General features: G+C 41.6%; 24 protein-coding genes and 2 pseudogenes. 2 read left to right on the top strand and 24 right to left on the bottom strand.

From position 1 onward, the window contains the following. Nucleotides 1-36: 36 nt before the first annotated feature. The 3 genes from cysW to QI031_RS24765 form a co-directional block, all read right to left on the bottom strand. A complete protein-coding gene (gene cysW / locus QI031_RS24775; protein WP_281482255.1) occupies nucleotides 37-912 on the bottom strand; it encodes a sulfate ABC transporter permease subunit CysW in 876 nt (291 codons plus the stop codon). Continuing rightward, a complete protein-coding gene (cysT, locus tag QI031_RS24770) occupies nucleotides 899-1,768 on the bottom strand; it encodes a sulfate ABC transporter permease subunit CysT (RefSeq protein WP_281482254.1) in 870 nt (289 codons plus the stop codon). The genes cysW and cysT overlap by 14 nt, the downstream gene beginning before the upstream one ends. Nucleotides 1,769-1,867: 99 nt before the next feature. Further along, a complete protein-coding gene (locus QI031_RS24765) occupies nucleotides 1,868-3,001 on the bottom strand; it encodes a sulfate ABC transporter substrate-binding protein (protein ID WP_281482253.1) in 1,134 nt (377 codons plus the stop codon). A gap of 374 nt (nucleotides 3,002-3,375) precedes the next feature. Here QI031_RS24765 and QI031_RS24760 point away from each other — a divergent pair, with 374 nt between their 5' ends. Both QI031_RS24760 and QI031_RS24755 read left to right on the top strand, forming a co-directional pair. Beyond that, nucleotides 3,376-3,675, top strand: a complete 300-nt coding sequence (locus QI031_RS24760) for a type II toxin-antitoxin system HigB family toxin (protein ID WP_281482252.1) — start codon at nucleotides 3,376-3,378, stop codon at nucleotides 3,673-3,675. After that, on the top strand, nucleotides 3,659-4,060 hold the full coding sequence (locus tag QI031_RS24755) for a helix-turn-helix domain-containing protein (RefSeq protein WP_281482251.1): 402 nt from the start codon (nucleotides 3,659-3,661) through the stop codon (nucleotides 4,058-4,060). Before QI031_RS24760 ends, QI031_RS24755 begins: the two co-directional genes overlap by 17 nt. A 26-nt stretch (nucleotides 4,061-4,086) precedes the next feature. On the opposite strand, the gene QI031_RS24750 is transcribed toward QI031_RS24755, so the two are convergent. The 21 genes and pseudogenes from QI031_RS24750 to rplO all read right to left on the bottom strand — a co-directional run bounded on the left by QI031_RS24750 (nucleotide 4,087) and on the right by rplO (nucleotide 21,940). Then, the gene (locus tag QI031_RS24750) at nucleotides 4,087-4,881 is read right to left on the bottom strand and encodes a peptidase (protein WP_281482250.1); all 795 of its coding nucleotides are present in this window, start codon (nucleotides 4,879-4,881) and stop codon (nucleotides 4,087-4,089) included. An 18-nt stretch (nucleotides 4,882-4,899) separates the two neighbouring features. Then, complete coding sequence (gene secG, locus QI031_RS24745; RefSeq protein ID WP_281482249.1) at nucleotides 4,900-5,133, bottom strand: preprotein translocase subunit SecG; 234 nt, start codon at nucleotides 5,131-5,133, stop codon at nucleotides 4,900-4,902. A gap of 210 nt (nucleotides 5,134-5,343) precedes the next feature. Further along, nucleotides 5,344-6,942: a 2,3-bisphosphoglycerate-independent phosphoglycerate mutase gene (gene gpmI / locus QI031_RS24740; RefSeq protein ID WP_281482248.1), complete on the bottom strand. Its 1,599-nt coding sequence runs from the start codon at nucleotides 6,940-6,942 to the stop codon at nucleotides 5,344-5,346. Between the two features lie 215 nt (nucleotides 6,943-7,157). Further along, on the bottom strand, nucleotides 7,158-8,852 hold the full coding sequence (locus QI031_RS24735) for an ABC-F family ATP-binding cassette domain-containing protein (protein ID WP_281482247.1): 1,695 nt from the start codon (nucleotides 8,850-8,852) through the stop codon (nucleotides 7,158-7,160). A gap of 99 nt (nucleotides 8,853-8,951) precedes the next feature. After that, a pseudogene (locus QI031_RS24730) lies at nucleotides 8,952-9,741 on the bottom strand (Rpn family recombination-promoting nuclease/putative transposase). A gap of 130 nt (nucleotides 9,742-9,871) precedes the next feature. Beyond that, nucleotides 9,872-12,556: pseudogene (locus tag QI031_RS24720) on the bottom strand (DNA methyltransferase). A gap of 85 nt (nucleotides 12,557-12,641) precedes the next feature. Then, complete coding sequence (locus tag QI031_RS24715) at nucleotides 12,642-12,788, bottom strand: hypothetical protein (protein WP_281482244.1); 147 nt, start codon at nucleotides 12,786-12,788, stop codon at nucleotides 12,642-12,644. A 33-nt stretch (nucleotides 12,789-12,821) separates the two neighbouring features. Further along, nucleotides 12,822-13,919: a peptide chain release factor 1 gene (gene prfA, locus QI031_RS24710; protein WP_281482243.1), complete on the bottom strand. Its 1,098-nt coding sequence runs from the start codon at nucleotides 13,917-13,919 to the stop codon at nucleotides 12,822-12,824. Between the two features lie 99 nt (nucleotides 13,920-14,018). Beyond that, a complete protein-coding gene (rpmE, locus tag QI031_RS24705; RefSeq protein ID WP_281482242.1) occupies nucleotides 14,019-14,261 on the bottom strand; it encodes a 50S ribosomal protein L31 in 243 nt (80 codons plus the stop codon). Between the two features lie 204 nt (nucleotides 14,262-14,465). Beyond that, nucleotides 14,466-14,882, bottom strand: coding sequence for a 30S ribosomal protein S9 (gene rpsI, locus QI031_RS24700; RefSeq protein ID WP_214441948.1), 417 nt, complete (start codon nucleotides 14,880-14,882; stop codon nucleotides 14,466-14,468). Then, nucleotides 14,882-15,337: a 50S ribosomal protein L13 gene (rplM, locus tag QI031_RS24695; RefSeq protein ID WP_281482241.1), complete on the bottom strand. Its 456-nt coding sequence runs from the start codon at nucleotides 15,335-15,337 to the stop codon at nucleotides 14,882-14,884. The genes rpsI and rplM overlap by 1 nt, the downstream gene beginning before the upstream one ends. Nucleotides 15,338-15,418: 81 nt before the next feature. Continuing rightward, a complete protein-coding gene (gene truA / locus QI031_RS24690; protein ID WP_281482240.1) occupies nucleotides 15,419-16,246 on the bottom strand; it encodes a tRNA pseudouridine(38-40) synthase TruA in 828 nt (275 codons plus the stop codon). Between the two features lie 41 nt (nucleotides 16,247-16,287). Then, complete coding sequence (rplQ, locus tag QI031_RS24685) at nucleotides 16,288-16,638, bottom strand: 50S ribosomal protein L17 (protein ID WP_281482239.1); 351 nt, start codon at nucleotides 16,636-16,638, stop codon at nucleotides 16,288-16,290. A gap of 33 nt (nucleotides 16,639-16,671) precedes the next feature. Continuing rightward, a complete protein-coding gene (locus QI031_RS24680) occupies nucleotides 16,672-17,619 on the bottom strand; it encodes a DNA-directed RNA polymerase subunit alpha (protein ID WP_281482238.1) in 948 nt (315 codons plus the stop codon). Between the two features lie 352 nt (nucleotides 17,620-17,971). Then, a complete protein-coding gene (gene rpsK, locus QI031_RS24675) occupies nucleotides 17,972-18,367 on the bottom strand; it encodes a 30S ribosomal protein S11 (RefSeq protein ID WP_281482237.1) in 396 nt (131 codons plus the stop codon). A 54-nt stretch (nucleotides 18,368-18,421) separates the two neighbouring features. Then, nucleotides 18,422-18,802, bottom strand: a complete 381-nt coding sequence (gene rpsM / locus QI031_RS24670; RefSeq protein ID WP_281482236.1) for a 30S ribosomal protein S13 — start codon at nucleotides 18,800-18,802, stop codon at nucleotides 18,422-18,424. Between the two features lie 115 nt (nucleotides 18,803-18,917). Further along, nucleotides 18,918-19,031, bottom strand: a complete 114-nt coding sequence (gene rpmJ, locus QI031_RS24665; RefSeq protein WP_015129703.1) for a 50S ribosomal protein L36 — start codon at nucleotides 19,029-19,031, stop codon at nucleotides 18,918-18,920. A 117-nt stretch (nucleotides 19,032-19,148) separates the two neighbouring features. Continuing rightward, nucleotides 19,149-19,373, bottom strand: coding sequence for a translation initiation factor IF-1 (infA, locus tag QI031_RS24660; protein WP_006196724.1), 225 nt, complete (start codon nucleotides 19,371-19,373; stop codon nucleotides 19,149-19,151). 183 nt (nucleotides 19,374-19,556) lie between these two features. Continuing rightward, the gene (locus QI031_RS24655; protein WP_281482235.1) at nucleotides 19,557-20,111 is read right to left on the bottom strand and encodes an adenylate kinase; all 555 of its coding nucleotides are present in this window, start codon (nucleotides 20,109-20,111) and stop codon (nucleotides 19,557-19,559) included. Beyond that, the gene (secY, locus tag QI031_RS24650) at nucleotides 20,111-21,424 is read right to left on the bottom strand and encodes a preprotein translocase subunit SecY (protein WP_281482234.1); all 1,314 of its coding nucleotides are present in this window, start codon (nucleotides 21,422-21,424) and stop codon (nucleotides 20,111-20,113) included. The genes QI031_RS24655 and secY overlap by 1 nt, the downstream gene beginning before the upstream one ends. Before the next feature lie 72 nt (nucleotides 21,425-21,496). Beyond that, nucleotides 21,497-21,940: a 50S ribosomal protein L15 gene (gene rplO, locus QI031_RS24645; RefSeq protein ID WP_281482233.1), complete on the bottom strand. Its 444-nt coding sequence runs from the start codon at nucleotides 21,938-21,940 to the stop codon at nucleotides 21,497-21,499. Nucleotides 21,941-21,954 lie beyond the last annotated feature (14 nt).

Genomic DNA, 21,954 nt, shown 5'->3' with positions numbered 1-21,954 from the left:
CCCTGCCCCTCTGCTTCTTATGCCCCATGCCCTAATTTATTCAACATCTTTAATACGGGTTTTCCGTTCCAGAATCTCCTTCAACACTAATGTAACTACTGCTAGCATTGCCAAGAGTACAGCCGCAGAAAAGGCGGCTTCAGTTTCATATTGTTTGTAAGCATCCTCTACGAACAGTGGTAAACTCTGGGTTTTGCCAGCAATATTACCTGCTACTACTGAAACTGCCCCAAATTCACCCATTGCTCTGGCGTTAGTCAAAATTAAGCCATAAAGCAAGCCCCAGCGGATACTGGGTAAAGTGACGCGCCAAAATATTTGCCAATCGTTAGCACCTAGGGTTCTAGCCGCTTCTTCTTGATCTTTGCCAAATTCTTCTAAAACTGGAATCACTTCTCGCGCGACAAAGGGCATACTGACAAATGCTGTAGCCAGTACCATACCCGGAAAGGCAAAGATCACCTCGATGTCGTATGCTTGCAGCCAAGGGCCAAACCATCCTTGCCTACCGTAGAGCAATACCAGCATTAATCCTGCAACTACGGGTGAAATAGAAAAAGGTAAATCAATAATACTCAGAACTACTGCGCGTCCAGGAAATTTATGACGAGCGATCGCCCAAGCTGCACATAAGCCAAATACTGTATTTAAAGGCACAGCAATCAATGCTAGTAACAGTGTCAACCAAGCTGCATGAAGAAAAGCGGGGCGGCTGAGGTTGGAAAAAAACGGGCCAATTCCTCTGCTGAAAGCTTGAAAAAAAACATTGAGTGCAGGTATATATTGAACCAGAACTAAATAAGCGATCGCTATACCAATTAAAACTGTGGGAACCCAGCTTTTTTGCTGTTTTGGGCTGGCTTTACCTGTATTAGATCCAGATGAATGAAATTTTGGCTCATTGACTGTCATATCTTCTAGCCCATGCTTGTAAGAAATTAATAGCGAGAAGTAACACTAACGAAATTGTCAGTAGAACTATGCCGATTACAGTTGCACCAGAGTAGTCATACTGCTCTAAGCGTTGAAAAATTAATACAGGTGCGATCAAATCTTGAAAAGGTGTATTAGAAGAGATAATTACAGTTGAGCCATATTCACCCACTGCACGAGAAAAGCCCAAAGCCACACCAGTCAAAATTGTGGGAAATAAAGGCGGCAAAATCACCTTCCAAAAGGTCTGCCATTGGGAAGCACCCAAACTCCAAGCTGCTTCTTCTATTTCATGTTCCATTTCTTGCAGCACGGGTTGTACAGTTCTCACCACAAAAGGTAGTGAAATAAATATCATTGCCACCCCTACCCCCAAACGAGTAAAAGATACTTTAATTCCCAGTGGCTCTAATAACGAACCAATCCAGCCGTTATTACTGTAAACTGTTGCCAATGTTAACCCTGCAACTGAAGTTGGTAGCGCGAAAGGTAAATCTACGGTGGCATCAATCAAGCGTTTCAGTGGAAAGTCGTAGCGAACTAAAACCCAAGCAATTAGAGTCCCAAAAATACCGTTGAGAAAGGCAGCACCCAACGATGTTAAAAAAGTGACATTGTATGTTGCCAGAGCAATATCACTGGTGGCAATTTCCCAAAACCTTGCCGGGGGTTCTGTACTGGCTTTCAAGAACATAGCAGCAATAGGAAGAAATAACATTACTGTCAGATATCCCCAGGTAATTCGCCACGTCCAAGGAATCCGCCGTAATTGATTGAGAAAAGTCTTCCAGGCAGGAGTTTTATTGTTAACTTCTACAGGAGATGATAAAGTCACGTCGCTTCGCTCCGATTTAAAATTCAAAATTAATGCCCAAATTTAGGAGCCAGTCGTGTGAGAATACTGCACTCTGGCTCACCATTTACTGTTGACTGATTACCGTTGCTTTTGAGCTTGAATTTGGTCAAAAAGAGCGCCATCAGCGAAGAATTTATTTTGAACTGCATCCCATCCACCGTAGTTTTGAACGGTGCTTAAGGTTTTAACTTTGGGATATTTATCGGCAACTTCTTTTGTTTGGATTACTGTCTCATTTACTGGGCGGAATCCCCACTTGACAAATTCTTGTTGTGCTTCTGGAGTGTAGAGGTATTTCACAAAAGCTTCAGCAACTTCGCGTGTACCATGCTTATCAACATTCTTATCTACTACTGCGATTGGGTTATCGATAGAGATGTTGACATCAGGAATAACATAATCAATTTTCTGGCCTTTTTGTTGAGCAAAGATAATTTCGTTTTCATAGTTAATCAAGACATCCCCTTGACCCTGTTTGAAAAACGCATCAGTTGCTTCACGAGCATCTTTTGTTAAAAGAGGTACATTGTTATAGATTTTAGTGACAAATTCGGTAGCTTTAGCCTCATTACCTCCAGTTTTAATCACGGAGTTCCAGAGAGCTAAGAAATTCCAACGAGCAATGCCTGATGTTTTGGGGTCGGCGGTAATCAGTTTTACTTGATCTTTTTCTAAGTCTGCCCAGGTTTTTACACCTTTGGGATTTCCTGGTCGTGTAACTATTGCTGCAACCGACTTGGAAACGATGCCATCGTTAGGTACTTCTTTCTGCCATCCTGGCTGAATCAGTCCAGCTTTTTCAATTTTTTGGGTGTCTAATGCTAGTGCCAAGTGAACAACGTCTGCTTCCAAGCCATCAATGACAGCACGAGTTTGAGAACCAGAACCACCATAGCTTGGGTTAAAGGTGACGGTTTGGTTGTGTTCTTGCTTCCACTTTTCTACAAACTTGGGAATTATGGCTTCGTGGGCTGCTTTGGTAACGGCAAAAGAAACTAAGGTTAATTCCACATTCTGCTTGTTAGCCGACACAGGACTAGCTCCTGGGGTTTGGGCGGCAGAATTAGAATTACTCACATTCCCACCAGAGCAAGCAGCTAAGGCTACACTCAAGGCGGTTCCTATTAAAAATAGTGATACGAAGCCTTGAAGCGAATTTACGCTGAATCGCTTTGCTTGTAATCTTCTCAGTAAGCGTTGCCACAAAGCCATACTTTTCCTCCTCTAAATCCACGGTTAGTTGATGGGAATACAGTGATATGTATTTATATTACTGGATAGTTGCAAGTATTTTAGTTACAAACACAAAACATCATATTCTCTATCGAGAATATGGGGATTTTAGCATTTATATCAGGTTGTAGCATTTCTTTTAGAGTCAAAACTGCTAGAGCAAGGCGCTAAATTTATAAGATCGTAGAACTAGATAGGTACAAAAAAACACCAATAGTTTTTATATCTCTGGGAGAAATAGGCGCTAACGAATGCGATCGCTCAACAACCTTATCAGCCTTTCTCGTGATATTATTTTTTGGAGTTTAGTTCTCGTAATGAGAACTAAATCAATTGCAGATAAATTATGATCAATGCACGTCATCAGCTACCGAAGTTTAAAAGAATACGCTGAAAACCACGCTGATTGCCGTAATTCTATTGATAATTGGTACAAAGTTGCCAGCAAGGCTAATTGGTCTAATTTGGTTGCTGTGCAATCAGTTTTTCCAAAAGCAGAAGCAGTTGGGAACTTTACTGTCTTTAATGTTAGGGGTAATAAATATCGTTTAATTGTGAGTATAGATTATGAAAAGCAATTGATTTATATCAAATATATACTTACCCACGCTGAATATGACAAGGAGGATTGTAAAAATGACCCTTACTTTTAATTCAGATAAATACAAGGAATTATTATTACAGTATCAGCCAAAACGAATTAGAAATGAGGAAGAAAATGTAAAAGCTTTAGCTATTGTAGAAGAATTGATGCATCTCCATAACCGCAGCCTTGAACAAAATGAACTTTATGAGTTACTAATTATTTTAATTGAAAAGTTTGAACAAGAATATTATTCACCAGGGAAATCCTCTGAGCCTCATTCTACACTGCTTTTTCTAATGAAACAAAGGGATATTAAACAATTAGATTTAGTGGGTATTATCGGTTCTAAAGGGGTTGTTTCAGAGGTGGTGAATGGCAAACGAAAAATAAGCAAAGCTCAAGCTAAGGCTTTGGGAGAATTTTTTCGAGTTGACCCCAGTCTATTTATATAAATCACAACTTTTATGGTCTTGATATATCAATTTAAATATAAAGACCACCCTAAACTGGTTGGCTGTTGATAAACTCGCTTGAGAGTATTTATATCTCTAGGAGAAATAGGTGGCGAATTGCGAACCTGGGAAAAATATAAAGCATCGGTTTTTAGTGGACTATGACCCCAAATTCCCAAAGCATGACCGAGTTCGTGGCGGGCGGCTGCTTGTAGATATGCATTGGTTTGACTAGGACTCAGCAAAATTATAAATCTGTGGCATAAAATTTGATTGCTGTTGGTATATAACTCGTAAGTGGTTAGTGCAGAACGGGCGCGGGTGATTTTGCTACCTGGGATAGTCTGTAAAGGTGGCGCTTTCCGCACAATTGTAATATCAGCAACCTCTGGCTGTTCGACTATTATTAAGGGCAAGTAAACATTCCATTCCTGTACAGCTTGTAAAACGCTGTTAATCCAACCTTGAGCTTGTTTATTATTAAATGCTTGTGGTGTTTCTACGTATACTCGAATAGGAAATTGCGACCAGACTAAATAACCAACTTTGGTAGTTGCGATTTGAGAAAAGTAATCACCATCGTTTGTGCTGTCTTGCCAATGCACTAATTTTGGTGGTAGAGGGTGAGGTTTTGGGGAAGCTAGGGACTTGTTGAGGTCTAGATTATGTTCTGGCTTATTAGTGAAAATAGCAATTGATTGGAAGTTAGTAAAAGCAATTAGCAGTCCTGTACTAATAATTAAGGTCAGAACTGCTAATAACTGTCGTATATTTAAATTTCTGCGGGTGTTAGGTTTTGGGTATCGAATTTTGTTCCCCATCTTCCTAATTTCCTATTCTTACTTAGGTAGCCAATCGGCACTCAAAACTACTGTTAAACCCATAAAAATGACTGTCAGCGCCCAGGTGACTCGATTTAAGGTATTTTCTGCGCTCTTGGTGCTGCTAAATAACTGGGCTTGTCCCCCAATGGCTCCAATACCGTCACCTTTAGGACTATGTAGCAACACTAAGATAATCAAACCAACGGCGGAAAGTGCCCAAGTAGCTTGCACAATATTAGTAACTGTCATGGTAGCAATCTCATTTATAAAAAGTTTCAAAACAAAGCGTTTGTATAGAAGTTAGAAAACTTTTAATTTTTTAACTCCTAAATTTTTGATCAAGAAGGGGAAATGGACATTGGTAATTTTTCCCCATGCCCTATTCCCCATACTTCGGCTACGCTCAGTACAAGTTCCCTATGCCCTAAAACTTCATCTTCTTGGGATGGAGTTTTTCATTTACATCCCAGCTTGCACTGGAGTCCGAGTGCGTTGCACATCATAAGCTGCTGAATTGAGGAGCGATCGCCCGGTCATTTCTGGCGGTTTGGGCAATTGTAAAATATCCAAAAGCGTGGGAGCAATATCAGCTAGCTTACCATCGCTTCGTAGTTCGACATTTGTACCATGTCCGGGAATTTTTAGTTTTTCTCCTTCCACTAAAATCAAGGGAACTGGATTAGTAGTATGTGCCGTCCAGGGATTACCCTCTTTATCTAGCATATACTCAGCGTTGCCGTGATCGGCAGTAATTATTGTTGTACCTCCGGCTTTGGTAATGCTGGTAAGTAGGCGACCTAAACAGCGATCAACTGTTTCAATTCCTGTAACAGTGGCTTCTATTTGACCAGTATGCCCTACCATATCTGGATTAGCATAGTTAATTACTACCAGAGAATAGATGCCTTTTTGAATAGCTGCGATCGCTACATCTGTGACTGCTTCTGCTGACATGGCTGGAGCTTTATCGTAAGTCGCTACCATTGGACTACTTACGAGTTCTCGATCTTCTCCAGCAAAAGGTTCTTCCAGACCACCGTTAAAAAAATAGGTAACGTGGGCATATTTTTCGGTTTCGGCGGTGCGAAACTGCTTCAGACCGTGATTAGCAATTACTTGTCCCAGAATATTATTCAAATTCTGTGGTTCAAAAGCTACAGCTACAGGTAAGTCTGGATCATATTGAGTAAAGGTAGCAAACGATAGCGGAGTAATTTGCTGTCTTTCAAAGCCTGTAAAGTTAGAACTCACAAAAGCTTGAGTTAGCTGTCTTGCGCGATCTGGGCGGAAGTTGAAAAATATTACCCCATCACCTGGTTCTACCGCACCAGGAGCAATTCGGACTGGGGGAATAAATTCATCTTTCACTCCTTCGGCGTAAGACGCTTCTAAGATTTCTACAGCTTGGCGATGATCGACTGCCCCATCTTGTGTAATCACGTCATAAGCACGTTTGATCCGATCCCAGCGGCGATCGCGATCCATCGCGTAGTAACGGCCACTGAGAGTGGCAATACGTCCAATTCCGATCTTATCTATATGGTTTTGCAGGAATTGAATAGCTTTTATGCCCTCAGTGGGTGCGGTGTCGCGACCATCGGTAATCGCATGGATACAAACTTCTGAAATTTGCTGTTCTTTGGCTAAGTCCAGTAATCCGAATAGATGGGTAATATGCGAGTGTACGCCTCCTTGAGAACAAAGCCCTACAAGATGTAACTTGCTATTTCGAGAGCGTACTTCCTGGCAAATTTTGACCAGTGCTGGGTTTTGCAAAATAGAACCATCTTCAACTGCATCTGAAATGCGGACTAATTCTTGCGGTACTACTCGCCCAGCGCCAATGTTCAAATGACCAACTTCTGAGTTACCCATCTGACCCTCTGGCAACCCTACGGCTTTTCCTGATGTGCGGATGAGAGTATGAGGATAAGCTGCCCATAAGCTCTCCATGATTGGAGTCTTAGCAGCAATAATGGCGTTTCCTCGCTTGTCCTCGCAGTAGCCCCATCCGTCTAAAATGACTAGCACCACAGGAGCAACAGGTGCTTTGGTCATAGTAAAATTGCCCTTTACTTTTTGTAATACCCGAATGATACCACTGCTAATCACCGCTGCAAGTGAATTTATGCCTGTTAACTTAATTTTATTAATTACTTTATAGTTTTCTTAGTCTTTTCTTAATCTTAGTAAATTTTTATGTGTATTTATATGATATTTGAATTATTGATTTATTAGTAGTAGCTCTAAAACACTACTACTAACTAAGTTGGTTACTTTTTTTTTGCAGAAGATTTGGCAGCTTTAGCAGCCTTTTTAGCGGCTTTTTCAGCAGCGATCGCTGCTAATTTAGCTTGTTCTTTTTCTTCAGCAATCTTTTCTTGATAGTAATGATAATCGCCTAAATAGACACGAAATTCACCATCACGAATTTCGACAATTTTGTTGGCTACTTGAGAAATAAAATATCGGTCGTGAGAAACGACGATCGCTGTACCATCATAATTTTGCAGAGATTCTTCCAACATTTCTTTTGCCGGAATATCTAGATGATTTGTCGGCTCATCCAAAATCAGCAAATTTGCTGGACGTAAAAGCATTTTAGCTAATGCCAGACGGGCTTTTTCTCCACCACTCAATGCTCCCACCGATTTAAATACAGTGTCGCCAGTAAATAAAAATCGTCCTAAAAGCGTGCGGACTTCTTGATTATCCCAATCTGGAACTTCGTCATGGATTGTTTCCATAACTGTTTTCTTCAAATCCAAAGCTTCGGCTTGATTTTGCTCAAAATAGCCAGGAATGACGTTGTGATCGCCTAATTGCACGCTGCCTTCTGTGGGTGGTTCCATACCCATAATCACACGCAAAAGCGTAGATTTTCCAGCACCGTTGGGGCCTAGAAAAGCAATGCGATCGCCTCTTTCAATTAAAAGGCTCGTTCCCAAAAATAAAATTTTATCATCGTAGATATGAGTTAAATCCTTAATATCTACTACTTCCCTACCACTACGAGGTGCAGGAGGAAAACGAAAGTGCAGAGTTTTAACTCCAGCAATCGGTGCTTCAATGCGCTCAACTTTATCTAGCTGCTTTTCCCGGCTTTTTGCTTGGGTGCTGCGAGTCGCACTGGCGCGGAATCTATCGACAAATGCTTGTTGTTTATCTAACTCTTTTTGCTGGCGTTCGTAGGCGCTAAGTTGTGCTGCTTGACTTTCAGCTTTTTGTTGTAAGTACGCCGAGTAGTTACCAAGGTAAGTAGTAGAAACCCCACGTTCAGTTTCTACAATTTGGGTGCAGAGGCGGTCAAGAAATTCTCGGTCATGGGAGACTATAACCATTGGCGTAGTCAACCCTTTGAGGTAATTTTCTAACCACTCAATGGTTTCTAAGTCCAGGTGGTTTGTTGGTTCATCCAGCAGCAAAACATCGGGCTTTTGCAGAAGGATTTTACCCAAACTCATCCGCATTTGCCAACCACCAGAGAAAGCACTGACGAGGCGATCGCCATCTTCAGGGTCAAACCCCATTTCTGGTAAGATTTTTCCAATACGTGCGTCTAAACCATAGCCATCCAAAGCTTCAAACTGACGCTGCAAGCGATCTAATTTATCAATTAGTTTATCTAGTTGTTCTGGTGTAGCTGTTTCCATCTCGCGCTGCACCTGGGTTAGAGACATTTGTACTTGGTTAGCTTCTTTAAAAACTGTCCAAAATTCTTCTCTAACAGTGCGACTGGGATCAACTTCAAACTCTTGGTTGAGGTAGGCTATGTGCAAACTGGCGGGACGAATGATTTCGCCGGCTGTGGGTTCAATTTCTCCAGTGATAATCTTTAACTGAGTAGATTTTCCCGCACCATTAACACCGACTAAGCCAATGCGATCGCCTGGTTTGACTTCCCAGTTGATATCTTTGAGAACCTCGCCTGTAGGATAAATTTTACTGATATGTTCGAGTCGCAGCATCAAGTTTCTCTCAGGTAGGGATGGGTAGTTAAAGACGAAATACTAACACCGCTTCCAATATTAACAAAAATTAACTCAAGATTCTGCTTTTTTGCACTATTACCCTTCACTAGAAGGCAGGTGTTGTGCAGCTTGTCTTACTTGCTCTACACTCAAATCTAAAGATTCCGCTATCTGCTCTACGCTCAACCCAGCTGATAACATTGGTAGGACTGCTTTTAATTTACCTAGACGTTCGCCTTCTTCTTGTCCTTCCTGAAAGGCTTCTTGATAAACTCGCGTTTGCTTTAACTCGCTTAATCCAAACATTGCCTCTATCTCCTTTCTACCCATTTGGGGCAATTTATAAACCAAGATTGTCTCTATTAATTGTAGTAATTGCTGCTGTTGCAGTTGTGAGTTGATTTCTTGTTTGGTTCTGTTTATCCGCAGTATCTTCAGTGGCAATTATTAATTTAATGGTGGCGATACCAATTGGTAGAGATTAAGATTCACCTAATTCGTCTAGATAAATTCGTCTAACTCGCTGACTAGTGAAGAACTCACGATAATGTTTGATATTTCCTGTATCTATACTCCTAGTAGGGTATAAAACTACAGCATTCCAGTCATTTTGAGGTTTATTTTGCCGGAGATATAAACATATTTCTGCAAACAATCGTGAGTAAATTTCGTTATCTGGTTGAAATTGTACTTCGACAAAGTAAATTGGGTTTTCAGTAGTTTGTATAGGTAAAAATACACCATCAATTCTGAAGGCTGTTTGTTTAACTTCGACTGATGAAAATTGGTATATATTCGCTTGTTCAGGATAATTGCCAATGAGTTCAAAAAAGATGTTAGGGAAGTCTTGAAATAGGCGATAAAAGATACTGATACTATTAGAGATTTTAACGCAGAGGGGCGCTAAGGTAAGCGCAGAGTATCTCAGAGGTGATAACTAAATTTAGGCGTTGCTAAATTTAGTTAAAAATACTAAATCTTATACTTTGCGCCTTTGCGTGATACTCATTCATATTTTAAATTGGCGACCAAGGTCCAATGACGGGTTTACCCTGTTTCTCTTTATCTGCTAATTCTAAATTCAATATCAACAGCTTTTCTAAAATATCGTCGTTAGGTTGAAAGTTATAGGCTTGCATTACCAATTTATCTAACTGTTCATGCAATTTATAAAGTTGGCTGGTGGGTTCGTTAAAAAGTTTGTTGTATAGGGTGGTAATTCCTCAATATTTAGACTCCATTTGTTGTGTCCGGTATTCATGGAGTTCTTCGGCCTTGGCGCGAATTTGTCGCACTAATTTAGTGTCGGGGGTTTGGGGAAAAGGGAAGGTTTCAAAGCAGCTGTTATGAGTGTAGCGAGTATCACTCTTTAAAGTTGAACTTTGAGCTTTAACCCAAACGCGATGAACTTTAGATGTGAGGATTCCCAAAATGTAAAAGTCGTCTGATGCAACAACAGTGGTTGAGTCACCAGGAAGCCAATCAGATTGAGCAGGAACAAAAATAAACCATTTGGAATGTCTGGGAATATTAAAGTAATATGATAAAGGTTCAATTGCTTCTCTCAGTTCTGGCCGTAATCGCCAAAATTTCCACCAGTATTTAATAGCTTCAATATCTTGTGTATACTCACGTTGTGGTTTTACATTAATCTTAACGTATTCAATAATAGAAACATAAATATTTGCTTCCTCGATACTCATATTATTAAAATCAATAATCCAGCGTTTAGGAATACAGTTAATACTCTTAGTTAAACTTGTAGCATCTGAAAATTTCTTAAAAATATTGTGATATTTTGAATCAAAAGCAAGCCACTCTATGATTTGCTTTTCAGTAACAATAAAACCTGCACCACGAGGAGTTATACCCTGAAAGCATTTATTAAGGTTGACTTTCAAGCGGACAGCCTGAGAAACATCAATTGTTGATGCTAAAGAAGAATTTATTTGTGAAACTATTTGGTTATCCAAATAATACTTATGTGGGTTAGTTTTACTCCAATTAACAATGCTTACATGAACCTTAGCTTCACCTGACCACGTTTGAGTAGAAACCGCTTCATGAATATAACCACCATTTTGATTAATGTAATCTAATGCTGCAACTCTACTTTTACCTTGACTAATAGAGTTAGTAGCAACTAATCCTGCTCTACCTTTTTCATCAATATGTTCATGAGCTAACCTAAACCAATAAGCACAAAAATCTACTGAATCTTTGACATTAGGAAAACATTTAAAAACTTTATCTATATATTCGTCACCTAAAGCTATTCTGATATGCTTGCCACCTAAAAATGGCGGATTACCAATAATTGCATTAGCCTTTGGCCATTCACTAAATAACGCATCCTGACAAACAATATTATTATCCAAAGAATCTAGAGGTAACGCCGGCTCAGTTAATTGCAAATTATCAATTGCAATCTTCCGCGCAATCATCAGCGTAACTCTAGCCAATTCTACAGCAAAAGGGTTAGTATCCATACCAAAAAAATTTAATGGTGTGACAAAACCCATTTGCATTTGTTTATCTTCTGATCTACGGCGCTGTTGCATCTTCTCTAATAGTAAAATTTCGATTCTTTTAAGTTCTTGATACGCTATATAGAGAAAATTACCCGAACCACAAGCTGGATCAAGTACGCGATAACTTTGTAATTCTAATTGCAACGTCGATAATTCACCAATTGTATTAGCTGATTCAATTCTTTCTTCCCAGTAGCGGCTAATCGTCGGGCGCACAATTTTCATAATGTCCGCTTCTGAGGTAAAGTGAATACCCCGTGCATGACGCTCTTTTTTATCTACCGTTCCTTCAAACAAATTACCAAAAATAGCAGGACGTACCTTACTCCAATTCTCCTTCGCTGATACATCCAAAAAATTCAATTCTTCCCTTGTCAATTCAATCGCGTGAATCTGGGAAAACAACCCACCATTGAAATAATCTACGCCTTTATAACGTCCCGCTGGCGTAATTCCCGGCAAATTCATTTCCCGAAATAATCCACCCAAAACATCATAAGAACTTCCTCCACTCATGCAATCCTGAACACAGGAAATAAACATATCACGGGGTAAAAGTTGCCTATCTTCCGCAAACATTGCTAAGACACACTGCAAAATAAAACGCTGCGCTGTCAACTTCTCAATCCCGCGCTTCTCCAGTTCCAGCAGCAACTCACCCATACGACGGGCAGCCCGTTCTGTAACTTCCACCTGATTATTATTGAAAACAGGAGTTTTGTTGCCAAACTCCATAAACGCAAAGGCTCCCGCCCTTTCTGGCAGTTGCTCCAGAGATATTTTATCAACGGGTGTATCTAATTGAATATCAAAGTCAAAAATCCAAAATTCGTCAAAATTGCACAGCAAAACATAACGCGGACGATCTGGTACTAACCTCGTCCAATAATCAAACGCCTGAGAATAATGCTTGCTTAAATCCTCACCACGTTTTTTCATCTCAATTAAAACGCGGGGTTTCCATACCAAATCAGCAAAACCAGTCTTACCCGTCTTACTGCCTTTTTTTATCGCTTCCTCGAAACTTGCTCCAACTTCTAGCGCCCCTTCATGCCCAAAAGCCTGAAAAAAGCGGTCTAAAAACGTTTGTGCTTCTCTCTTTTCGTGTCCATTAATGTGCTGCTGACAAAAACTAACAAACTTATTGAGACTTTCAGGTGTTGCTGGCATTTTGAATTGGGAATTAGCCTAAGTACTTTTAGCAATTCCTATGTTATGAATTAATTAACAAAAATGGTGAAAAACATCAAGCAAATTAACGCACATAAATAATGGCGGTCAGATCCCCGACTTCTTGAAAAAGTCGGGGATCTCGCAGTGCCTCCAAAACGTTGATTGTCCTAACATCAGCCCAATCTAAGTAGACTAAAAAACCGCCTGTATGCTTTAAAAATAACAGCATAAGCGGTTTTCTACATTATTGAATAGCTAAATATTAGTTACTACTAGAAGCTGCCAATTCTGCTAAACGTTCCTGCTGGTCTTGAGAGATACAAGATTGAACAACCGTCTCTAAATCGCCTTCCAGAACAGGATTAAGAGAATAGTTTTGACCTAAACGGTGGTCGGTAACGCGGTTATCTTTATAGTTGTAGGTGCGAATTTTTTCCGATCGCGATCCTGTCCCAACCTGCGATCGCCGCATCGAAGTTACCTCTTCTTGTTGTTCGTGTAACTTCATTTCGTACAGTTTTGCCCGCAGAATTTGCATCGCCCGTTCTTTGTTTTGCAACTGGCTACGTTCTTCTGTACAGAAAATCCGTATTCCTGTTGGTTTGTGGAACAAGTCAGCAGCTGTTTCTACTTTGTTGACGTTTTGTCCACCAGCACCACCAGAACGAGCCGTACTCATTTCAATATCTTTCGGGTCAATGTGGATTTCTACGTCATCCACTTCTGGCATAATCGCTACTGTCGCAGTAGAGGTGTGAACCCTTCCCCCAGCTTCAGTTGTTGGCACACGCTGCACACGATGCACCCCAGCTTCAAACTTCAGCTGACTGTAAACGTTGTCACCTTTAATTTCTAAAATGACTTCTTTCCAGCCGCCCATTTCACCGAGAGATTCGCTCACCAACGAAACTTTCCAGCCTTGAGTTTGAGCATAACGCGTATACATCCGCATCAAATCGCCAGCCCAAATACTCGCTTCATCGCCACCAGTACCAGCGCGAATTTCCAACATGATATTTTTCTCATCGTTGGGGTCGCGGGGTAGCAGTAAGACTTTCAAGCGATCTTCTAAATATTCTATTTTTTCTTCTAATTCTTTTACTTCCAGTGCTGCCATTTCTTGCAACTCTGGGTCACTCGCAGATTCTTTATAAACCTGACGCGCTCCTGTTAAGTCTTCTTGGGCTACTTTCCAAGTATCATAAGTAGTTACTACTTCTTCCAAGGAAGAACGCGACTTGGCAATTTCTTGATACTCATCAGGATTGTTAGCAGTATCAGGGTCAGCCAAGCGACGAGTTAATTCATTAAAAGTTTGTTCAACGGATTTGAGTTTTTCTAACAGGTATGATTCAGCCATGACAAATGCGATCGCTCCTTAAAATAACAAATTGGCTCGGCAAAAAATGACAATCGACCCAGCAGACGCAGGGTCGTCGTTAACAGCAGAGCCAACCCGCTACTTTTTGTTTTGGTCGTCGCCAGAGGCTTGAGTGCTGGACATACCATATTTGCGGAGGAAGCGCTCAACTCGACCTTCGGTGTCAATAATTTTCTGAGTACCTGTGTAAAAAGGGTGATTTCCCGACCAAACATCTACGTGTAATTCTGGCTTGGTAGAGCCAACAGTCATTACTACTTGACCGTTACAGTAAACTTTAGCGTCTGGATACCACTGAGGATGAATATCAGCTTTAGCCATTGTTCTTTGTGTAGTGAATCTATATCAATTATAACTTTGCAGATGCCAAGAGAGACTAGGGATTAGGGGCTAGAGACTAGGGATTAAGAGAAGAAAAGAATAACTATTGGTTATTAGCCATGCCCTATGACGGCAGTTACTCCACTTTGAAAAACCCCAAGACCGCACTGCCTCCCCCATGCTCAATGCTCAATGCCCCATTTCCTAACGCTTAGAATACTGAGGCGCTTTGCGAGCTTTGTGCAAGCCATATTTTTTCCGTTCTTTTGCACGGGGATCGCGTGTTAGATAACCTTCAGTTTTTAAAGGTGGGCGATTGTCTGGGTCTAATTGACACAAAGCACGAGCAACACCCAACCGAACAGAATCAGCTTGTCCGGTTAAGCCGCCGCCTTCTGCTTTCACTAAAATGTCATATTCGTTTTCTAGTCCTAGAGTTTCTAGAGGCCCTTTAATAACTCCCAAGTAATTGGCATTAAATTGAAAGTACAAGTCTCCAGGCTTGCCATTCACAATTAGCTTACCTTCACCAGGAACTAGACGTACCCGTGCTACTGCGGACTTACGGCGGCCAGTACCCCAGTACACAGCGCGACCGCTATTAGTATCTACTGCTTGCATTAATTTTCTTCTCCAGGAATTGTACTAATTTTTAGTTCTTGAGGTTTTTGAGCATCATGGGGATGAGTAGGCCCAGCGTAGACTTTTAGTTTAGTAAACAATTGCTTACCCAAGCTATTTTTAGGCAGCATACCTTTAACAGCCTTTTCTATAATTCGTTCTGGTAAGCGTTGTTGTAGCTTGGCAAAAGTTTCAGTTTTCATCCCGCCAGGACGACCGGAATGACGATGGTAAACTTTTTGGGTGCGTTTTTTGCCTGTAACTGCTACTTTCTCAGCATTAACGATGATTACAAAGTCACCTGTGTCTAAGTGAGGAGTGAATATAGCTTTGTTTTTGCCTCTGAGGATTTGAGCGACTTCACTGGCAAGGCGACCAAGGCGTTGGTTAGTAGCATCTACTACGTACCAATCACGCTCCATAGTTTTTTGAGGAGGAAGGTATGTTTTAGTCATTTTTGTCAGTTGTTAGTTGTCAGCGATGCACTGAGCGTAGTCGAAGTGTTGTCAGTTCAGTTGTTTGGGTCTAACCCATGACTACTGATTTAGAACTAGCTTTGGTAGGGTGTCGTACCAAATCTCGTTAGGAAAAGGAAAATCTGGATATCCGACTCTCAACAAGCACAAACCTTGTGGAGGTGCGGCGTGTTTCACTTCTTGCCGACGTTCTTCTTTCCAGAGTTCGGTGAAGCTAGCAAGTGTCCGCTGCCCAGAACCAACTTGTGCCAACATCCCTACCAACAGCCTTACCATGCCATATAAAAATCCATCTGCTTGTATTTCAATATGGAGAAATGACCCACTACGAATACACTCTACTGCCTGTACCTCTACCCAGGAATGCGATCGCTTTGATCCTGCACGGTGAAATGCAGCTAAATGATGCTTTCCCAACAAAGGTTTCAGAGCAGCTGCGATTAAGGATTCGTCTAGGGGTGCATAATAATAATGCCAACTGAAGGATTTCACGAACAAGTTCGGCCGATCTTCAGTGTATATTGTGTAGCGATAACGTCGATAGGCTGCACTAAAACGAGCGTGCCAACGTTTATCTACACTAGCTGAAGCTCTTATTAATATATCTGGTGGCAGATAGCTGTTAAGAACTGTTGCCCATTTGTGAGCCGGAATTAAACTTGTAGCCTCGAAATGGGCTACTTGAGCAGCAGCGTGAACCCCGGCATCGGTTCGCCCAGCACCATGTAAGGTCACATGATGGCCAAGAATTTTAGCGATCGCTATTTCTATCTCTTCTTGGACTGTACGGTGTTGTTTTTGCCGTTGCCAGCCATGAAAATGAGTACCCAAGTATTGAATTACTAGGGCTACTCGATCAGTTGGTGTAGGCTGGTGGCTTTCTAACATAGAATCTCAATCAAGGCTGAAGTCCGAAAACTTCATCCTTTTTAAACCAGTTCAATTATGGCCATTTGAGCATTGTCACCCCGACGAGGCACAGTATGCAGGATGCGGGTGTAACCTCCTTGACGATTACCATACCGCGTAGGAGCTTGCTCAAACAAAGCGTGAACTAGTTGTTTGTCAAAGATGTAGCCTAAAGCTTCACGACGTGCTGCCAAGGAGCCGTCTTTAGCTAGGGTAATCATTTTGTCTACTTCACTTCGTACTACTTTTGCACGGATTAAAGTGGTGGTGATTCGACCATGACGGATCAATTCGGTCGCAAGCGATCGCAACAGGGCGCGGCGCTGGTCAGCTGGTTTACTGAGTTTTTTAACTCGACAACGGTGACGCATAATAATCAACTATGTATTATTAAAAGTTTTAGCTTAGGCGTGTTTAGATCCTCTTTCTTGCGGTAGGGTAATGCCTAAGCGTCGCTGTAAAGCTTCAACTACCTCTTCCGCTGACTTTTGACCGAAATTTTTAATTTCTAATAGGTCTTCTTGGGTATAGTCCAACAAGTCGGCTACAGAGTTCACTTGCGCTCGTTTGAGACAGTTATAAGCCCGCACCGAAAGTTGTAATTCCTCAATGGGAATCTGAGCTGTGGGATCATCTGGGATATCAGCCCCTGTATCTGTTGGTTCTAGTGAGATATCTTTCAAGGGGTTGAATAAATCTACTAGAATCGCAGCGGCTGAGGATAGTGCTTCTTGGGGTGAAACACTGCCATTTGTCCAAACTTCCAAAAGTAGTCTGTCTTTGGTAATCGAGCCTTCCCCACGGGCTTCTTCAACACTATAGTTGACCTTCCGCACCGGCATAAATACCGAGTCAATTTGGAGAAAGTCCAAAGAGGTAGCTTCTTCACGCCCTCTTTCTACGGTGCGATATCCTTTACCTTTTTCGATGCGAAATTCCATTTCCAGTTTGCCCCCTTCGGCTAGGGTAGCTACATACTGGGTGGGATCTATGACTTCGACTTCACTTGGTAAATCAAAGTGGGCCACAGTAACTGTTGCTGGGCCATTTACGAGTAATCTACCAATCTGGGCTTGCGAAGAATAACTTTTGAGGATGACTTCCTTCATTTTCATGAGGATTTCTAGTACATCTTCTCGCACACCCGGAACTGTAGCAAACTCGTGTGAAACGCCTGCAATCCTTACTGCTGTAACTGCTGTCCCCTCTAGATTAGACAGTAATACCCGCCGTAGCGCGTTGCCAACTGTTGTCCCTTGACCACGCTCTAGAGGTTCCAGAACAAATTTACTGTAATGGCTCCGACTTTCTTCTGTATTAGACTCTACACATTCAATTTGAAATTGCGCCACGGAGTAGCCTCCCTTGCTTTGAGGTGCTGCTAGCAGGCAAATCTATTGCCTCTCAAAATTTACTTTATTGTCCTGAAACTTAATTTAGCTGTATCAAACTGCCAACATGTTGTAGCAATAGAGTTTGAAGCCTTTTTCAGCCTGTAGACAATTATCATAATTTGGGTGATCTCGAAGTTTAGTAGCCTTTCATAAAGTAAAGATCTGCTATGCTTCTAATCGCCCAAGCCGTCAGAAGTTCTTTAGCACTCACCCTGCTTAGTAAGTTTGATACCAAATCTTTAAGCAGTCATTGCAGGTGACTTCTCTTTGCTTAAACCTTTCGCCCTCAAACCGCCTAATTAAGTTGAATTTAAACTCGGCGGCGCTTGGGCGGACGGCAACCATTGTGAGGAATTGGGGTAATATCCCGAATAAGTGTAATTTCCAGTCCTGCACCTTGAAGGGCGCGGATAGCAGTTTCTCTACCTGCTCCTGGGCCACTGACCATCACCTCAATTTGGCGCATTCCTTGGTCTATAGCTCGGCGTGCTGCGCTTTCAGCGGCGGTTTGGGCAGCAAAAGGAGTTCCTTTTTTTGCACCTTTAAAACCGCTAGAACCAGCACTAGCCCAGGAAATAACATCTCCGTTTTGATCGGTAATGGTGACGATGCTATTGTTGAAAGTAGACTGGATGTAGGCCATTCCGTTGGGAACGTTCCGTTTTTGCTTTTTGCTCCCGCCTTTTTTTGTTGGTTGTCTCGCCATGTTTGTTTGGTTAATCTAAAGGTGAAACTTGTTCTGATGAACAAGCAATGAAATTTATTTACCTGGAGCCTTTTTCTTCCCAGCAACTGTCTGCCTTCTCCCACGACGGGTTCTAGCATTGGTACGAGTTCTTTGACCTCTAACTGGCAAGCCCATACGATGACGACGACCTCTGTAGGCTCCAATGTCCACCAAACGCTTGATATTCATTGCCTCCCAGCGCCGCAAGTCTCCTTCGACTTGATAGTTACTTTCTATTTCTGCTCTGAGGGCGGCGACATCAGCATCACTCAAGTCTTTAACGCGGGTGTCTGGGTTTACACCTGTGGTCGCTAAAATTTCTAGCGATCTGGATACTCCAATTCCGTAGACGTAAGTTAGACCAATCTCAATTCGCTTATCGCGTGGAAGGTCTACTCCGGAAATACGTGCCACAATCAATATCTCCCTATTGTTCTCGCAGTTGCTTTTGGAAAAACACGACTAATCGCGTTTACACTTTGTTTAGGCGGTTATGTGTGTTGCACCCAACTCTCAAAATTTGAGAGTACTATCCTTGACGTTGTTTGTGCTTGGGATTTACACAAATCACCATGACGCGACCACGACGTTTGATCACGTTACATTTTTCACAAATTTTCTTGACTGAGGCTCTAACTTTCATGCCTTTTGTAACTGACTCCAAATAGTAGATTATAGCATTTTTAGGGAAATTAATTCAGTTAATTAACCAACGTAACAGCCAAAAAAATGTTTTTATGGTAAACTTTTCTGCATAGACTTACTTTTTCCGGAGCCGATAAGTAATTCTGCCTTTGCTGAGGTCATAGGGTGTTAATTCTACTTTGACGCGATCGCCAGGTAGAATCTTGATGTAATTGCGGCGAATCTTACCAGAAATGTGTGCTAGGACGTTAAAGCCATTGTCCAAGTCAACACGAAACATCGCATTAGGTAAGGACTCTGTTACCGTTCCTTCCATTTCAATTAGATCTTGCTTAGACAATTTGTTTTTTCCTCAACTCAATAATTTTCTGTCCAGTTGCAGCAATTTACCTGCAAAAGAACATATTTTGAGAAATATATCAACAGTTTATTAATATATCTTAGCTAAATTTGACTTGTTTCTTGCCTAGATTATGTTAAGGGGAGTAGCTGAGTGGTGAATTTTCTACTCCCTATACTCAGGTTATGAGGCAATTACTTGGTGGAGTTCGCTAGTGACTTCTTCTTGGGATTGATTGCCGTTGACATTCAAAAGTCTCTGGCGATCGCGGTAATAATCAATTAAAGGTGCAGTTTCAGCCCGGTATACTTCTAGGCGACGACGAATTACTTCTTCACTATCATCTTTTCGTCCTCTAGCTAGTAAACGTGCTACCACAACTTCATCAGGCGCATCTAGATTAACTACCCTTTCACCACTTTGATAGATCTTTTCTAGCAATTCTTCTAGAAAAGCCGCTTGTGTGACCTTGCGGGGAAAACCATCTAGAATCCAACCGGATTTAGCATCTGATTGATTAAGGCGCTCTTGTACCAAATCCTGTACTAGCTGGTCAGGAACTAACTCGCCGCTATTGACATAACTTTGAGCTTTAATTCCCAAAGGGGTTTGCTCTTTCATGGCTTGTCTTAATATTTCCCCCGTAGAAATATGAGGAATATTTAAGTGTGCAGCCAAGGTTTGAGCTTGAGTTCCTTTACCAGCTCCAGGTGGTCCCAAGAAAATTAATCGCGTCACTATTGTTTCACCATTCCTTCATAACGCTGAGAGATGACATAAGTTTGAACTTGTTTTGCTGTATCAATCGCCACACCCACTAAAATTAATAGCGAAGTAGCACCTAAACCCCTAAAAGTTGGTACACCTAAAGCACTTTCAACAGCGGTGGGGATAATAGCCACAAAGCCCAAAAAGATCGCACCTAAAAAAGTTAGTCGATTGATTACGCGCTCGATATACTCACTTGTAGATTTTCCAGGACGAATACCGGGAATACTAGAACCCATTTTCTTCAAGTTCTGTGCCACATCAACCGGGTTAACAATCAATGAAGAATAGAAGTAACTAAAGAAAACAATCGAAGTTAAGTAGACAAGTGCGTAGACCCAAGGTTGAGAACCACTAGGACTTAAATAAGTACTGACAATGTTTGCTATGTCTGGGTTTTTGGTAAAGTTGGCAATTAAAAGTGGCAGACTCAAAATAGCAGCCGCAAAAATGATCGGCATTACGCCACCAGAATTTAAACGCAAAGGCAAATAGCTACGTTGCTCTGCCAAAACTCGTCTACCTACTTGGCGACGGGCTGAAATAATGGGGATGCGGCGGATTCCTTCTTGAACAAATACAATCCCCACAATAGTTGCTAGGAATACTAAAATCAGCACAATTACCCGGCCGACTATTTCTCTACCACCGACTTGTACCAAGTCAATGGTATCGCCCAAGGATTTTGGTAATGAAGCCACAATATTGACAAAAATCAACAATGATGCACCGTTACCAATACCGCGTTCTGTAATTAGTTCTGATGCCCACATGACAAACATGGAACCAGCAGTTAGAGCGATCGCAGTTTCAGCTACAAATATCGGCCCTGGGGTTATGGCAAATTGCTGTAAAAATAATGCCGAAAAAGCTGTACTTTGAATAATTGCCCAAACTACAGTCACATAGCGGGTAATTTGTGAGATTTTTCGCCGCCCTGCTTCACCTTCATTTTTTTGTAAATTTTCTAAAGATGGAATTGCTGCGGTGAGCAATTGGATAATAATAGACGCATTAATGAAGGGTAAAATCCCTAAAGCGAAGATTCCTAAAGTCGAAAGTCCTCGTCCAGAAAATATATCCAATAAACCGAATACGGAATTATTACCCGAAATGGCTTCGCCAAATCTAGCTCTATCAATTCCTGGTATGGGTAAAAAGATGCCCAGGCGCACCAAAATTAAAATACCAACGGTAACAAGCAGCCTACCTCTGAGTCCGGCTGCTTGCGCCATCTGCATAAAAGTTTCTTGAGCCGTTGGGGCTTTATCTCGACTGATCATAGAGTGCTACCTTTTTAGTGAATCAGGCACTGGAAAAGGGTGGGGTGCTATTTAAGTGCGCTGTTGCTCTCACTATAAAATTTCACAACTCCCGCCAGCTGCCTCAATTTTGCTTTGAGCTTGACCTGTAAAAGCTGCCGCTTTGACATTGAGCGCTACGCCCAATTCCCCATTACCCAAAATTTTCAATGGGCCTTTAACAGCAGTGATAATACCTGCGGCTTTTAAGGAATCCAAAGTTACTTCTGTATTGGCAGGAAGAGAGGCTAGCTTCTCTACATTAATCGTAGTGTAATTCTTCCGATTCACAATCGGAAAGCCTTTTAGCTTCGGTAAACGGCGGTACAACGGCTGTTGACCTCCTTCAAAACCTGGTCGGGTACTGCTACCAGATCGAGATTTTTGACCTCTCATACCTAGACCAGCACTAGCACCTTGACCGGCAGAAATACCTCTACCTACGCGGCGGCGGCGTTTTTTTGAGCCTTTTTGAGGCTTAGCATCGTTGAGTCTCATTTTTTATTAGTATT

Source organism: Halotia branconii CENA392 (assembly GCF_029953635.1).
In the GTDB taxonomy this organism is placed as follows: Bacteria; Cyanobacteriota; Cyanobacteriia; order Cyanobacteriales; family Nostocaceae; genus Halotia; species Halotia branconii.
This window is presented reverse-complemented; position numbering and strand designations above follow the sequence as displayed.